Genomic DNA, 14622 nt, shown 5'->3' with positions numbered 1-14622 from the left:
TCCGTCTGACAAGGAGGAAAAGCGCACCATGTCCATACGTTTTCCGCAAATTCAGAGCCGGGTCAACCCGTATCGCGACAACGTCCAGGGAAAGGCGAACGAACCGATCTGCGTAGCGGGCTTGCTCGACCGCGCGAAGCAGCTGCTCGGCTCATCGTACGAAGGATCCGCGCCGGACTGGACGCTGGATGAAATCTACAACCGGCTGGAAGAAAACGCGCCGCGTATCGCCATTATCGGAGGCTCGCCCGACCATCCGGCACATATCATGGACTTCCAGACCTCCAGCCGGGCGGCGATCCGCATCTGGCAAAACGGCGGCGTGCCGTTTTACTTCTCGACCCCTGTCATGTGCGACGGCACAGCGCAGAGCAACCAGGGCATGAGCTATTCGCTGCAGAGCCGCAATGCCGTCGCGCAAATGGTCGTGAACCAGCTCGAGTCGCACAGCTACCACGGCGCCTTCGTCATCCAGGGATGCGACAAGCAGCCGCTTGGGGTAGTCAGCGCAGTGGCTCATCTCGACAGGCTGCGCCAATACCGGGGGGAGGCCCCGTTTTTCGCCACCTTTGCCCCGGCCCACGTCCTGCAGGGAGGGACGATTCCCGAGGACCTGTTTGCCGAGCTGGAGCAGGTAGCCCGCAAAGCGGAAGGAGCCGGAGCGCCGGATATCGCGGACGATTTGCGTGATGCGATGGCGTACATTCTCCAGTGCTCCTCCAATACGGCGTTTCAGGGCGTGCTGGAGCGGGCAGTCGATCGGGGGATCATCACGAAAGCGGAGCATAAGGGATACGAGCAGCGGCTGGCTGTCGCCACCTGTGACGGCAAAGGGGGCGTATGCGCGTTCAACGGGACAGGAAACAGCTCCCGGCATCTCGTCGCAGGTCTCGGCCTGGTCCATCCCGCTGTCGAGCTGCTGACGGCTCCGCCTACCCAGGAGCAGGTGAACCAGGCTGTAGACAGTCTGGCTGCTTTGATCAACGAACCGGCCTTCGGCGCCGCCAATGTGATGGCAGCCAACATTCGCAATGCGATCCGCATCCACAGCGCGTCCGGCGGTTCGACCAACCTGATGATGCACATGGTTGCCGGGATGCTGTACGGAGGCTACCGCTTCAGCCTGTGGGAGCTGGATCGCATCCACCATGCCCATCCGGTGCCGGACTTGTTCGATTACAGCCTGACGCAGGGCCGCGACATTTTTGCCTTGGCGATGCAGTGCTGCAGCGGCAACAGCCGGGGGATGGAGACGCTGTTTTACGAGCTTATGCAAAACGGCGTGCCGATGGACGTAGATGCACCCACCGTCACGGGAACGACCTGGCGGGAGCGGCTGGCGGATCAGGAGCGGCTGTCCGCTGCACACGTCAAAGAAAATCCGATCATCCTGACGTCCCCGCGCCGTCCGTTTAGCGGAGTCGATGTGCTCACCGGCAACTTTTTCGAGAGCGCGGTCGTGAAGATCAGCGGGATGACGACAAAACAGCTCGATGAGTTCGACAAGAAAGCTGCTTTCGTCCTCTATTACGAAAACGAGGATGACGCCAACCGCAGCCTGCTCGATTCGAAATTGCTGGAGAAGCTGAAAGAGAGCCGCAGCTTCGCACAGGAGAACTTGCTGGCCGTCCTTCGGCACAATGCGCCCGAGCATTACGAGGACTGGTGCGATCTGGCATACGACGAGCTGTTCGAGCGCATGGCCGAGCAGGGGGCGCTGAAGATCTCGGTCGTCATCTCCGGTCAAGGGCCGGTTGCGTTCGGCATGCCGGAGATGTTCACGCCGATGCAGCACATCAACGCCAACCGCAATCTGAAACGGCTCGCCACGCTGATCAGCGACGGACGCTACTCCGGGGTGACGTACGGAGCCGCCATCGGCCACATGACGCCGGAGGCAGCGGAAGGCGGCGGCATCCTGTACCTGCAGACAGGAGATCTGCTGTACCTCGATCTGCGCGAGAGACAGATCCAATTGCTGGACGAAGCCCAGTTTCGCCAGGGCAGCCTCGCCTTTGCGTTCTCTCCTGTGCGGGAGGCACGTGCCGAATTGGCCGAGCAGCGCCTGGCTGCGATCCGCCACCGGCAGCGGCAGGTGGCGGCAGGCAACCGCATGACGGGGCATACGGATGCCGCCAACGGTGTCGTGCCGCTCAGCGTGTGGGAGGAAGCCGTGCTGGATTACCGGACAGACGCCATCTTTTGCAAGCAGACTGAGCAGGGAGGGACAGGACGATGAAGCAAACGAGAGAGATGATCGAGAAGCTGGGCTTTCCGCCCGGTGACTGCCATGATCTCCCCAGTTCGGCCAAGCGCTTTCCGGACGGCGCCCAGTATCGCGTGGAAATCCCCAGCGTGGAAGGACCTGCGTCGTTTGAAGCGGTCGTGGAGGCGTGCAACGACTACGGGGTGACCATCCACCGCATTTCCCAGGGAAGCGGGATCATGCTCCTGACCGACGAAGAGCTGGAGCAGATGGCGGCGATCGGCCGACGGGAAAACCTCGAGGTAAGCCTGTTCGTCGGACCGCGGGGGACGTGGGACATCACTCCGATGTCTTGGGCCAGCGCGGGCAAGATCGCCGGGCTGCGCTCGCAGGGCATGGATCAGCTCGTCTACGCCATCGAGGACGTCAAGCGAGCCTGCCGGATGGGCATCCGCAGCATCCTGGTGGCGGACGAGGGACTGCTTTGGCTGGTGAACGAATTCAAGAAAAACGGCGAGCTGCCCTCCGATTTGCTCGTCAAGGTGTCGGTGCAGATGGCGCAGGCGAATCCGGTGTCGATCCGCCTGATAGAGAAAATCGGGGCGGGCACGTACAACGTGCCGACAGACCTCACGCTGGCCAGGCTGGCGGCGATCCGTCACGCCGTGGACATCCCGATCGACATCTACGTGGAGGCGCCGGATGACATCGGCGGCTTCATCCGCCACTATGAAATTCCGGAAATCATCCGGGTGGCCGCGCCAGTGTACATCAAGTTCGGTCTGCGCAATTCGCCGAATATCTATCCGTCCGGAAAGCATCTCGAGCCGACATCGATCAGCCTGTGCCGGGAGCGGGTACGCCGCGCCCGCATCGGACTCGACATGATCCGCCGCTACGCGCCCGAGCTGGCGGTGTCGCAAAAAGGCGCGGCTGGCCTGGCCGTCCCGACTTCGCCGGTCAGAGAGGAACGCGTATGGACGTCGTGACCTTTGGCGAGACGATGGTGCTGTTTCACCCGCTGACAACAGGGCCGCTGCGGTTTGCGGGGCAGTTCGCCAAGACCATCGGCGGCGCGGAATCGAATGTGGCGATCGGTCTCGCCAGACTCGGCCATCAGGCGAGCTGGGTCAGCCGCCTGGGGGACGACGAGTTCGGCCTGTACATCCGCAACTTCATTCGCGGGGAAGGGGTGGATACTTCGCACGTCGTGTTTGACCCCGGCTATCCGACGGCTGTCTTTTTCAAGGAAAGGCAGCAGGGAAAAGAGCCGAAAGTGTACTACTATCGCCAAGGTTCCGCCGCGAGCCGCATGCGGCCGGATGACATCGGCGAAGACCTGATCGCGCAGGCGAAGTTTCTGCATCTGACCGGCATCACGCCGGCGCTCGGCGACACGTGCAGGGAAGCGGTCTACCAGGCGATCGACAAAGCGAAAAGGCACGGCGTGACGGTCGTTTTCGACCCTAATGTCCGCCTGAAGCTGTGGACGAAGCAGGAGGCGCAGACCGTTCTGTTCGACATCGCGGGCCGTTGTGACATCGTTTTGCCCGGCTGGGACGAAGGGCGGCTGCTGACGGGTGAAGACAGTCCGGAGAATATCGCGGAGCGGCTGCTGCAAAACGGGGCCAAAGCAGCGGTCGTGAAGCTCGGAGAGAGAGGGGCTTACTTCGCTGCGCCGGAAGGAAGAGAATACGTGCCGGGCTTTCCCGTACAGGAGATCGTCGATCCGATCGGCGCGGGGGACGGATTTGCCGCAGGCTTCCTGTCGGGACTGATCAGAGGCTGGCCGTACCGTGACGCGGTGCGGCTGGGCAACCGCATCGGCGCCTATGCCCTGACGGTGGCGGGAGACGTAGAAGGCTATCCGTTCTGGTCGCAAGTGATGGGAGAGCACGAGGAAGTGTATCGGTAAGAGCGCCGAGAAGGAGGAGACGATTTGCAGGAAAAAGCGTTTATCCTGGAAAAATTGCGGGAAAGCGGCGTGATCGCGGTCGTCCGCCGCATTCCCCGGGAGCAAGTGGAAGAGGTGGCGGACAGCCTGGTGAGAGGGGGCATCACCGCCCTGGAAATCACGGTGGACTCGGAGGACGCGTTTGCCACGATCAAAAGGCTCAGCAGGAGATTGCAAGGGCGGGCCGTCGTCGGGGCGGGCACAGTAATCGACGGGGAGGCGGCTGCGGCGGCGATCAAAAGCGGTGCGGATTTTTTGTTCAGCCCGAGTCTCCACCTCGACGTCATCCGTGCGGCGGCGCGTCACGGGAAGATCAGCGTGCCGGGCGTCATGACTCCGACAGAGATGATCAACGCCATCGAGTGGGGAGCGGATCTGGTGAAGCTGTTTCCCGCCGCCAGCCTTGGACTGGCCTATCTTCAGGCGGTCAAAGCTCCGTTTCCGCACATTCCGGTCATCCCGACCGGCGGGATCGACGAAGGCAATGCCGCTTCGTTCATACGGGCGGGGGCGACTGCGCTGGGGATTGGCGGGACGCTGCTCGATCGGAAGACGATCGCGGCAGGCGACTATGCCCAAGTGGAAAAGGCGGCCAAAACGTACGTGGAAATCGTCCGCCAAGCGCGGCTGGAATGCGGGGACAGCGGCGGCAAAAGATGAGTCATCGGTCGTAATTCTATGGTAAGATAACACCAAAATCATTCCGTGATTACGACGTTAAAGGATGGATAAAATGCCGATTATTCAAGCTGTGGAACGCGCGCTGAAAATTCTCGATCTCTTTGACGAGCAGGATTTGGAGCTGAAGATCACAGATATCAGCGAGCGTATGCAGTTGCACAAAAGCACGGTTCATTCCTTGCTCAAGACGCTCCAGGTGCACGGCTACATCGACCAAAACCCGGAGAACGGCAAGTACCGGCTCGGAATGAAGCTATTCGAACGAGGAAACTTTGTCATCCATGGTTTGGATGTACGCAAAGTAGCCAAAAGGTATCTGGTCGACCTGTCGATGAAGACCGGACAGACGACGCACCTCGTCATCTTGGACGACAAAGAAGGCGTCTACATCGACAAGGTGGAGGGCCCGCAGGCTACCATCCTGTACTCGCGCATCGGGAGGAGAATCCCGGTCCATTCCAGCGGGGTAGGCAAGGCGCTGGTCGCCTGGAAGAGCGAAAAAGAGCTGGCGCATATTTTGAAAGATTATCACTACGTGGCACAGACGGCCAGAACGATCACAAACGAACCGGATTTTCGCGCGGAGCTGAAAAAAGTCCGCGAGCAAGGCTACGCGGTCGACAATCAGGAAAACGAACCGGGGGTCCGCTGCATTGCCGTGCCGATCCGCAATCATCAGGGGCAGGCTATCGCGGCGGTGAGCATTTCTACCCTGGTGACGCGTGTGGATGATCAGGAGCTTGAGCAATTCCTGGCGCTGCTGAAAAAAGCGGCCGAGGAGATGTCCGAGGAGATGGGCTACGGGTTTGGCGCTAGAAGCGTTTAACGGGCCTATTTCGGAGAGCCTTATGCACGAGCATAATGCAAAACTGTGTTTGATAATATAAAACTAAAGTGGAGGTGCCATATGCGTATCATTCGCTTTTTACAAGAAGGTTCAGAGCCGGTGCTTGCAGCGTTGACGGATCAATCCGAGGTGTATCTGCTCGGGCAAACGGACTTCATGGAGCTGGTAAGGGAGGCGGAAGTACGGCAGCGGACGACGCTAGAGCTGGTGCAAGAGACGATTGCCGCAAGCGAGCCCCTTGCTGTCAAAGCGGAGGAGCTGGAGCTGCTGGTTCCGCTGGAAGCAGCGGAAGTGTGGGCGTGCGGCGTGACGTACGAGCGCAGCCGGGATGCGCGCAACTACGAAGCGACGGGAGGGCGGCTGGACACGACGACCTTTTACGATAAAGTGTACGATGCCGAGCGCCCGGAAATTTTCTTCAAATCCACGGCAGCCCGGACGGTTGCTCCAGACCGCGACCTGTATTTGCGAAGCGATTCCAACTGGCAAATTCCTGAGCCGGAGCTGGGCTTGGTGCTTTCCCGTGACGGGCGAGTCGTCGGGTACACGATCGGCAACGACATGAGCTGCCGCGATATCGAGGGCGAAAATCCGCTCTACTTGCCGCAAGCGAAAATGTGGAAGGGCTCCTGCTCGATCGGGCCGGCCATTCGCCTGGCGGAAACGGTGGAGGATCCGTATGCGTTTCAGATCGTGTGCCGCATTTTCCGAGACGGGGAAAAGGTAGTGGAGGGAAGCGCCAGCACCGGGCAGCTCAAGCGGAGGTTTGACGAGCTGGTCGCGTACCTCTTGCGGGACAACACTATTTTTGACGGAACGGTGCTTCTCACCGGGACCTGCATCGTTCCGCCGGATGATTTTACGCTCGCAGATGGAGATCGGATCGAGATTGAGATTGGCGGCATCGGCGTGCTGGCGAACCCGGTGAGAAGCCAGGCGAAAGGTAGCCTCCTGGTATGAAGGCTCTGGCGGGAAAAGTAGCGGTCGTCACGGGAGCTGCTTCCGGCATCGGCGAGGCCATCGCCAGGCGGCTGGGCCGGGAAGGAGCATTCGTCGCGGTATGCGATCTGGATGAGACTGGCGGCGAGCGGGTCGCGCGTGAACTTGCGCTGGATGGAGGACGCGGGCAGTTTTTTCGTCTCGATGTGAGCCGCGAGGAGCAGGTCAGCCAGGTTTTGCAGACAATCGCAGAACGTTATCAGAAAATTGACATTATGGTCAACAACGCGGGAGTCGGCAAGGCGGGGACGGTGCTGGAGCAGACGGAAGCGGAGTGGGATGCGATGATGAGCGTCAATGCGAAAGGGGCGTTTTTCGGCTGCAAGTACGCGGTCAAGCAGATGCTGACGCAAGAGGAGCGCGGCTGCATCGTCAATATCGCCTCCGTCGCCGGGATGGACGGGGTGCTGAACCGAGCGGGATACTGCGCCTCCAAAGCGGCCATCGTCGGGCTGACCAAGTCGGTCGCATCGGATTTCGCCGAGCACGGGATCCGCGTGAACGCGATCTCGCCGGGTACGGTCGACTCTCCCTGGATCCAAAAGATATTGGCAGGACAGGCGGATCCGGAGGGAGCGAGAAGGCAGATGGAGCTTCGCCAGCCGATCGGACGGATGGGAACCCCCGAGGAGATCGCGCACCTCGTCTGCTTTCTGGCCAGCAGCGAAGCGTCGTTTATTACCGGGAGCAATTTCGTGGCAGATGGCGGTCTGACGGCCAGGTAGATCCGGAAGGGGGAAAACCCATGGGTGAAGCGTACAAGACAGTCATGATGAAGCCGCACGACAAAGTGGCGGTAGCGCTGGAGCCGATTCCGGCAGGTGCTGAAGTCTCCGTCGTGTGCGAAGATCGGTCCTTTCATATCACTCTCAGCGATCCGATCGAATTCGGGCACAAGTTTGCGGTCGTCGCGATCCGGCAAGGAGAAGATATCCTCAAGTACGGGGAAGTGATCGGAGTGGCGACCCGGGAGATTGGACCGGGCGAGCATGTTCACATCCACAATCTCGAAGGCAAAAGGGGAAGGGGGGATCGGCTTGGCGAAGCCAGATAGCGGAAAATTCTGGGGATACCGACGTCCGGATGGGCGTGTCGGGGTGCGCAATCACGTGCTCATCCTGCCGACGATCACATGTGCGACGCAAGCGGCCAGACAGATCACGGAGCTGGTGCAAGGGACGGTCTCCTTCATTCATCAGCACGGCTGCGCGCAGGTCGGCGTCGACTACGAGCAAACGTTTCGGACATACGCAGGCATGGGGGCCAACCCGAATGTGTACGGGGTCGTCGTACTCGGCCTCGGCTGCGAGACGCATCAGGCGCGGAGCGTGGCGGGGGAAATCGCGAAGACCGGAAAGCCCGTGGAGGTCGTGTCGATCCAGGATCACGGCGGGACTTTGCTGGCCATCGCCCAGGGGGCCAAAATCGCCGCGCGGATGGTCCAGGACGCTTCGATACTGCAGCGGGAGCTTTGCGACTTCAGCGAGCTGATCGTAGGAACCGAATGCGGGGGCTCCGATGCCTGCTCGGGATTGTCGGCCAATCCGGCAGTGGGCGTCGTCAGCGATCTCATCGTCGATCACGGCGGCACGTCCATTCTGGCGGAGACGACCGAGCTGATCGGGGCGGAGCATTTGCTCGCCGAGCGGGCCGTCGATGAGAAAGTCGCCAAGCGGGTGTACGAAGTGATCAAGGCCATGGAGGATAGGGCCTTCCTGATGGGCGTAGACATCCGTACAGGCAATCCCAGCCCGGGCAACATCAAGGGCGGCCTCAGCTCTCTCGAGGAAAAGTCGTTGGGCGCGGCGAACAAGGCGGGTAGCCGTCCTCTCCAGGAGCTGATCGACTATGCCCAGACCCCGAGCAAGAAGGGGCTGGTCTGGATGGATACGCCCGGCCATGACATCGAGCAGCTGACCGGGATGGTGGCGGGCGGGGCCCAAGTCGTCCTGTTTACGACGGGGAGAGGCACGCCCACCGGCTCGCCGATCGCACCTGTCATCAAAATTGCTACCAACTCCGCCATCTTCGCCAAAATGGAGGACAACATCGACGTCAATGCAGGCACGATCATCGACGGGACCGAGTCGATCCAGGCAGTCGGCCGACGGCTTTTCGAGGAGGTTGCCCAGGTCGCTTCCGGCAAGCTGACCAAGGCCGAAATTTTGAAGCAGCACGATTTTGGCATTTGGCGGATTGGCCCGACTTTTTGATCAGAGGCAGGGACGTACTCGAGGTGGGGTAAAGCAGGTTTACGGGGTGTAAAAGGAGCGGTACCTTGAGTTGCTTCGGAGCGGCTGCTGCTTTACCGCTCCCCCGCGAATTCGCGGCGTAGCGGACAGTCCCCGCTTCCTCGCGGGGCGAAGCACGAAGCGAAGACGGAAATATGCTTCTCCCACCGCAGCTCCGTCCCTCTCCCTGTTTTTTAGCAGCTTTTGTATTCAAAAGGGGCACTAGCAAACGATCCATTTGCAGAAAAGGAGTGCAGAGAGATGACAGTAAAAACAGACGTGAAAACGTATTTGAACTACATCAACGGCGCATGGATCCCGGCGTCGTCCGGCCAGGTCGAACCGAGCGTCAATCCGGCCAATCGGGAGGACGTCGTCGGCTACGTGCAAAAGTCCGGCGCCGGCGATCTGGAGCAGGCGGTTGCCGCTGCCAAGGAGGCGCAGCCGGCGTGGCGCAAGCTCCCCGCTCCGGCCCGGGGCGAGTACTTGTACAAAGCGGCCAATGCCCTGGAAAAGCGGCTCGATGAGATCGCCGAGACCATGACACGGGAAATGGGCAAGACGTTCGGGGAAGCCAAAGGCGAAACGGCCCGGGGAATCGCCATTTTGCGCTACTACGCCGGAGAAGGCATGCGCAAGGTAGGCGATGTGATCCCGTCGACCGCCAGCGAAGGTTTGATGTTTACGACCCGCGTCCCTCTGGGAGTTGTCGGCGTCATCACGCCGTGGAACTTCCCCGTCGCCATCCCGATCTGGAAAATGGCCCCGGCTCTCGTGTACGGCAATTCTGTCGTGTTTAAGCCCGCCCAGGAGACGGCGGTGACGGCGGCCAAGATCGTGGAATGCCTGGACGAGGCGGGGCTGCCGTCCGGCGTAGTCAACATGGTGACGGGTCCCGGCTCCGTCATCGGTCAAGGCATCATCGACCATCCGGACATCAACGGCATTACGTTTACCGGTTCAAACGCCGTCGGCAAGCGTGTCGGCCAAGGCGCACTTGCTCGCGGGGCGAAGTACCAGCTGGAGATGGGCGGCAAAAATCCGGTAATCGTCGCGAACGACGCCGATCTCGATCTAGCGGTGGAAGCGACGATCAGTGGGGGCTTGCGATCGACCGGCCAGAAGTGCACGGCCACCAGCCGGGTCATCATACAGAGCGGAATCTACGACGCTTTCCGCGAGAGGCTGCTGGCGAAAGTCGCACAGCTGCAGATCGGCGACGGGATGCAAGGCGACACCTGGATGGGGCCTTGCGCGAGCGAAAGCCAGTTGAAGACCGTCCTGTCCTACATCGAGAAAGGGGTGGAAGAAGGCGCCACTCTGATCTACGGGGGACGGAGGCTTATGGACAACGGACTGGACAGCGGCTTTTTCGTGGAGCCGACCGTTTTTGAGGACGTGACAGCCGACATGGCCATCGCCCAGGAAGAGATTTTCGGTCCGGTGCTCGCCTTGCTCAAGGTCGACACCCTGGATGAAGCAATCGCGCTCGCCAACGATGTCCAGTACGGCCTGAGCGCATCCATCTTCACCCGCGACATCGGGAGCATCCTCTCCTTCATCGGCGAGATCGAGGCAGGACTCGTGCGGGTGAATGCCGAATCTGCTGGGGTGGAGCTGCAGGCGCCGTTTGGCGGGATGAAGCAGTCCAGCTCCCATTCCCGCGAGCAAGGGCAGGCAGCGATAGAATTTTTCACCTCGATCAAGACCGTCTTTATCCAATCCTAATCAGCGGGAGGGAACTCATGATTACCGTCGCTTTTACCAAGAACCGGGAAATTGCGTTAGGCGTCAAGACGGACAAAGGAATTCTCGACGTCCAGTCGGCATTGGCCAAATATCCAGGAGAAAGCGATGCTCCGACATCCGTCGCAGACCTGATTTCGGGTGGAGAGCCGAGCAAGCAGGCATTGGCCCGCTTGACGGATGCCGTCTACGAAGACGACAGCCTGTTTCACCCCGAAGAAACGCTCACGTATGCCCCGGCTGTTCCTGCACCTTCCAAGATTATCTGCGTAGGCCTGAACTACAAAAAGCACGCCGACGAATGCAACATGGCGTATCCCGCCACTCCGATCCTGTTCAGCAAGTTCGCCAACGCGCTCGCCGGACATGAAGAAGACATCCCTCTGCCAGCCGCATCCGCACAGGTCGACTACGAGGCGGAGCTGGCCATCGTCATTGGTCAGCGGGCGAGCCATGTGAGCGAAGCGGAAGCGCTGTCGTATGTCTACGGGTATTGCAGCGCCAACGACGTATCCGCCCGCGACCTGCAGTTCACGACCTCGCAGTGGCTGCTCGGCAAGACGTGCGACAAGTTTTGCCCGATCGGCCCCTACCTCGTGAGCGCCGATGAGGCAGGCGACCCGGATCAACTGCAGATTCGCACGTTCGTGAACGGAGAGGTGCGGCAAAATTCCAACACCTCGGACATGATCTTCTCCTGCCGGCAGATCATCAGCTACATCTCCCGCCACATGACGCTCGAGCCGGGCGACGTGATCCTGACAGGAACGCCGGAGGGAGTCATCACCGGCTACCCGGCCGATCGGCAAGTATGGCTGAAGGACGGCGATGTCGTGACCGTGGAGATCGAGAATTTGGGACGGTTGACGAATACGTTTCGGAAGGCGTAGATGCTGGCTGACCCTATCTGGAAAGCAAAAGCACTCCTGACTAAAAGGGAGTGCTTTTTGCAGGAACATACTGCAAATTGCCGCGATTTGTTTTATACTAGCGAGGAAGCGGCAGCTTTTTTAAGCGACCTGGAGGTGAAGAGATGGCAAATCAGATTTGTTTGCCTAACACTGCAGCTACTCATGCAAAGCCTGGAATGAGAGAGGCGATACTTTGCATGGGGCGGACGCTGTAATCCAATATCGCCCGTGATGCGTATTGCATGTCCCGTTCCTTTGGCTTTGCACCTTATTTTTCAATACAAAATAAGGGGCTGGCAGAAGTGAAATACGTGAATGCAACCGCGATCTTACCAGACAAGCTGGTCGAAGAAATCCAGAAGTACGTGCAAGGCGAGACCATCTACATTCCCAAGCCTCAGGACGCCTACCAGAAATGGGGGACTCGCTCAGGCGGGAGGAAGCTCATCGATGACCGCAACCGCGCTATCAAAGCGGCGTTTCGCAGCGGCAGGTCGCTCGAGCAGCTGGCGATGGAGCATTGCCTTTCCGTGGAGACGATCAAGAAGATCGTGTATACGAAATGACTATGACAACGATAGAAGCACTGGCGGCAGGAGCGCAGCCAGTGCTTTTTGCCGTTCCCCGCTCTTTATGCCAAGTTCGGTTCCGAAGCGTCTTCTCCATTTGAATGGCTGGGGCGAAGGTTTAGCATAGAAGGTGGAACGACGACAACCGCTTGGCGGCAGAAGGAGTGAGGACGTTGAATCCTTTTTTGAGAAGCTATCAATACAACTACATCAAAGCGCAAACGAAAATCTTGCTGAACGGACTTGCAGCCACCAGCGATCCGAATGTCGCACGGGCCAGGAAGGACATCGCGGTGGAAAATGTGCTCAGCCTGCTTCCAGACATGAACGAGGAGCAAAAAGCACTGCTGATCCAGATCGGGGACATCCAGGAAAACGCCGATGCGAAGCGATTCCTGTCCCAGCTGCAGCCGCTGGTGCTCCCGTTTCCGACGGTGACCGAGCAAACGATCAAAAAGCTGTTTCCCAAGGCGAAAAAACTGAAAGCTCCGGCTATGAAAGACATAAATCTGACAGAGCTGACTTATATGAGCTGGCATGATGACGGGACGCAGAGAAAGTACATCATCGCCGAGGTTGGGGGGAAGTTCTACGGCTTCCATGGCACGTTTGCGCCGATGAACAAAAAGAGCGTGTGCGCCTTGTGCAACCGCTTCGAGGAAGTAGGGATGTTCCTCTCCGAAGTGAAGAGCTCCGGGGACGGAAGCTACACGAAGCGCGGAAATTACATTTGCCAGGACGGCCAGACCTGCAACCACAATATCATCTCGAACGAAAAGCTGGACGATTTTGTCCGGATGATGATCGAATAATCAGGAAGCGAAGAAGCCTTGCTGTCGCACAGGAAGTTGGCGACACAAGGCTTCTTTGCGTCAATCGGGGGGTGGGACGGCCGCAGGTTAGTACGGCTCGATTTCCTCCCCGGATTCGATGTCGATCACGCGGGTGTTGTCCGCCGGCGTCGGGATGGTTTTGCTTTCGGGGGCTTCCTCGTTTTCCTCCACCCATTTGACGAGCATGTCAAAGCTCTGGTGCACGTACGGAAGCAGCGGCTGCAGCTCGTGATCGGCGTCCGCCTTGCTCCAGACGAGGCTGTCTACGTGGTTGCCCTTCTCCACCATGTACAGACGGTGCAAGTCGCCTTTGCCGGCCTTTTTCACCAGCTCTTCATAGCCTTTGGCATGCACATCCGGGAAGATGAGGGAATCCCATGTGCCGGCGACGGAGATGAGAGGGACGCGAATGTTTCCGGTGTTTTCGATGGCGGCGACGTTGTTCTTCACCGTACCGGGACGCTTGAAGTAGTCGTAGCCCTCGAACGAGTCGTCCTTGCTGCGGTCACGCAGTCCGTCTTCGTCGAACTTCAGGTAGTCGCGCCAGTCAAGCCGGTGCGGCGCTTTGGGATCGAACTCGTCCCGGTAAATGTTGAGGGTGACGAACCAGTACACCTGATCGTGGTACGCCCACAGCTTTTCCGAGCCTTTGGGCACGCCGGCCGCATAGAGCGCTTCCGCTGCTTTTTCCTGTTCCTCTCCAGAGCCGAAAACAGCCGCCTCGGCGTTGTTCACCACGGGAGTGAGCGTCGAAATGAGGTTCGGCTCCTTGGCTCGCCACAACACGCCCTCCCAGTCGACGCCGCCGTCGAACAGCGCAGGTTCTTTCGTCTTTTTCGGATCGTCGTTTTCCAGCGCGTAGCGGACGACGTATCCCCCGTTGGAAATGCCCATCGCGTATGTCGGGACGGGATGGCTTTTGGAGACGAGCTGGCTTGCCGGGTTGGACTTGTCTTTGCGGTCGATCAGCGCGTCAGGGTAGTTCTCGGCCAAATACGCTTGCGCCGCCTTGGTCAGCTGGCGGTAGCGCATGTTCCACTCGCGGATGGAGTCGTCTTCGGAGACGAGCGCATTCTTTACTTTGGCGAACGGGTCGTTGGGATCGATTTCTCCCTGCGTCCCTTTGTCGATCGCGGCGAAGGCGTATCCTTTCTCCAGGACGTAGTCGCTGAACAACAGATCGGTGGACGTCTCGTTTCGGGTGGCCGGAATGCCGGCGACCACGAGTTTTCCATTCCAGTCCTCGGGGACGCGAATGACGAATTTGGCGTCGTCGAACATGCCATTTACTTGCGTGCCCGCTACTTTAGCCGGCTGGTACATCCGGTACCAGCCGGTCCCGTCGTCCTTGGAACCCCAGGCGCTGGGGGCCAGCCCGATGTTGCCGTACAGCGTCGCGGCTGCGAATTGCGCCGGGTTTCTGGTGGTCAGCCAGTTTCCGTCGTTGCCGTCGAAAGCAGTCACGGTCACACTGTGGGCTCCGGGAATGACAGGGGAGTAGGCCGCGCTTGCAGGCGCTGCGGGCGAAGACGCGACAGCGAACGGAGAGAGCAGCAAAGCTGCCAGGGAGAGAGGGAGCCAGTTTCTTTTCATGAGATCCTCCTTTGAGTTGAAAGCGTTTGCATCTGCTACTAGGAAAAGCAAG

The 14622-nt window shown here is 59.6% G+C and carries 14 protein-coding genes; 13 read left to right on the top strand and 1 reads right to left on the bottom strand.

Going from position 1 to position 14622, the window contains the following annotated elements; translation table 11 throughout:
- The first annotated feature begins 28 nt into the window (after positions 1-28).
- From RGB73_RS24360 to RGB73_RS24300, 13 genes are all read left to right on the top strand, one after another.
- Entirely contained in the window at positions 29-2239 is a 2211-nt protein-coding gene (locus RGB73_RS24360; RefSeq protein WP_310765360.1) for a dihydroxy-acid dehydratase domain-containing protein, read from the top strand.
- A complete protein-coding gene (locus RGB73_RS24355; protein ID WP_310765358.1) occupies positions 2236-3195 on the top strand; it encodes a U32 family peptidase in 960 nt (319 codons plus the stop codon). The genes RGB73_RS24360 and RGB73_RS24355 overlap by 4 nt, the downstream gene beginning before the upstream one ends.
- The gene (locus tag RGB73_RS24350; RefSeq protein WP_310765355.1) at positions 3183-4121 is read left to right on the top strand and encodes a sugar kinase; all 939 of its coding nucleotides are present in this window, start codon (positions 3183-3185) and stop codon (positions 4119-4121) included. Before RGB73_RS24355 ends, RGB73_RS24350 begins: the two co-directional genes overlap by 13 nt.
- Positions 4122-4145: 24 nt before the next feature.
- Positions 4146-4820 carry a bifunctional 4-hydroxy-2-oxoglutarate aldolase/2-dehydro-3-deoxy-phosphogluconate aldolase gene (locus RGB73_RS24345; protein WP_310765353.1) on the top strand — a complete coding sequence of 225 codons (675 nt, stop codon included), beginning with the start codon at positions 4146-4148 and terminating at the stop codon, positions 4818-4820.
- 73 nt (positions 4821-4893) lie between these two features.
- Entirely contained in the window at positions 4894-5667 is a 774-nt protein-coding gene (locus RGB73_RS24340; RefSeq protein WP_310765350.1) for an IclR family transcriptional regulator, read from the top strand.
- Positions 5668-5748: 81 nt separating this feature from the next.
- Positions 5749-6648 (top strand): fumarylacetoacetate hydrolase family protein, encoded by a 900-nt coding sequence (locus RGB73_RS24335; protein WP_310765347.1) that lies wholly within the window; start codon positions 5749-5751, stop codon positions 6646-6648.
- Entirely contained in the window at positions 6645-7412 is a 768-nt protein-coding gene (locus tag RGB73_RS24330; RefSeq protein WP_310765345.1) for an SDR family NAD(P)-dependent oxidoreductase, read from the top strand. Before RGB73_RS24335 ends, RGB73_RS24330 begins: the two co-directional genes overlap by 4 nt.
- A 20-nt stretch (positions 7413-7432) precedes the next feature.
- Entirely contained in the window at positions 7433-7741 is a 309-nt protein-coding gene (locus RGB73_RS24325) for a UxaA family hydrolase (RefSeq protein ID WP_310765343.1), read from the top strand.
- A complete protein-coding gene (locus RGB73_RS24320; protein ID WP_310765341.1) occupies positions 7725-8900 on the top strand; it encodes a UxaA family hydrolase in 1176 nt (391 codons plus the stop codon). The genes RGB73_RS24325 and RGB73_RS24320 overlap by 17 nt, the downstream gene beginning before the upstream one ends.
- Before the next feature lie 279 nt (positions 8901-9179).
- Complete coding sequence (gucD, locus tag RGB73_RS24315; RefSeq protein WP_310765339.1) at positions 9180-10646, top strand: alpha-ketoglutaric semialdehyde dehydrogenase GucD; 1467 nt, start codon at positions 9180-9182, stop codon at positions 10644-10646.
- Positions 10647-10663: 17 nt separating this feature from the next.
- The gene (locus tag RGB73_RS24310; RefSeq protein WP_310765337.1) at positions 10664-11554 is read left to right on the top strand and encodes a fumarylacetoacetate hydrolase family protein; all 891 of its coding nucleotides are present in this window, start codon (positions 10664-10666) and stop codon (positions 11552-11554) included.
- 323 nt (positions 11555-11877) lie between these two features.
- Positions 11878-12141 carry a CD3324 family protein gene (locus RGB73_RS24305; RefSeq protein ID WP_310765335.1) on the top strand — a complete coding sequence of 88 codons (264 nt, stop codon included), beginning with the start codon at positions 11878-11880 and terminating at the stop codon, positions 12139-12141.
- A 176-nt stretch (positions 12142-12317) separates the two neighbouring features.
- The gene (locus tag RGB73_RS24300; protein WP_396136134.1) at positions 12318-12956 is read left to right on the top strand and encodes a FusB/FusC family EF-G-binding protein; all 639 of its coding nucleotides are present in this window, start codon (positions 12318-12320) and stop codon (positions 12954-12956) included.
- An 87-nt stretch (positions 12957-13043) separates the two neighbouring features.
- On the opposite strand, the gene RGB73_RS24295 is transcribed toward RGB73_RS24300, so the two are convergent.
- Positions 13044-14570, bottom strand: a complete 1527-nt coding sequence (locus RGB73_RS24295; RefSeq protein WP_310765332.1) for an alpha/beta hydrolase domain-containing protein — start codon at positions 14568-14570, stop codon at positions 13044-13046.
- Positions 14571-14622: the final 52 nt, after the last annotated feature.

Source organism: Brevibacillus brevis, assembly GCF_031583145.1.
Lineage (GTDB): Bacteria > Bacillota > Bacilli > Brevibacillales > Brevibacillaceae > Brevibacillus > Brevibacillus brevis_E.
Note: the sequence above shows the minus strand (reverse complement) of the source record. Positions and strands in the feature narration are given on the sequence as shown.

Bases quoted from the DNA above. Each gene is read 5' to 3' on its own strand.
- RGB73_RS24360 (WP_310765360.1), top strand. From the start codon at position 29: ATGTCCATACGTTTTCCGCAAATTCAGAGCCGGGTCAACCCGTATCGC.
- RGB73_RS24355 (WP_310765358.1), top strand. From the start codon at position 2,236: ATGAAGCAAACGAGAGAGATGATCGAGAAGCTGGGCTTTCCGCCCGGT.
- RGB73_RS24350 (WP_310765355.1), top strand. From the start codon at position 3,183: ATGGACGTCGTGACCTTTGGCGAGACGATGGTGCTGTTTCACCCGCTG.
- RGB73_RS24340 (WP_310765350.1), top strand. From the start codon at position 4,894: ATGCCGATTATTCAAGCTGTGGAACGCGCGCTGAAAATTCTCGATCTC.
- RGB73_RS24335 (WP_310765347.1), top strand. From the start codon at position 5,749: ATGCGTATCATTCGCTTTTTACAAGAAGGTTCAGAGCCGGTGCTTGCA.
- RGB73_RS24330 (WP_310765345.1), top strand. From the start codon at position 6,645: ATGAAGGCTCTGGCGGGAAAAGTAGCGGTCGTCACGGGAGCTGCTTCC.
- RGB73_RS24325 (WP_310765343.1), top strand. From the start codon at position 7,433: ATGGGTGAAGCGTACAAGACAGTCATGATGAAGCCGCACGACAAAGTG.
- gucD (WP_310765339.1), top strand. From the start codon at position 9,180: ATGACAGTAAAAACAGACGTGAAAACGTATTTGAACTACATCAACGGC.
- RGB73_RS24310 (WP_310765337.1), top strand. From the start codon at position 10,664: ATGATTACCGTCGCTTTTACCAAGAACCGGGAAATTGCGTTAGGCGTC.
- RGB73_RS24295 (WP_310765332.1), bottom strand. From the start codon at position 14,570: ATGAAAAGAAACTGGCTCCCTCTCTCCCTGGCAGCTTTGCTGCTCTCT.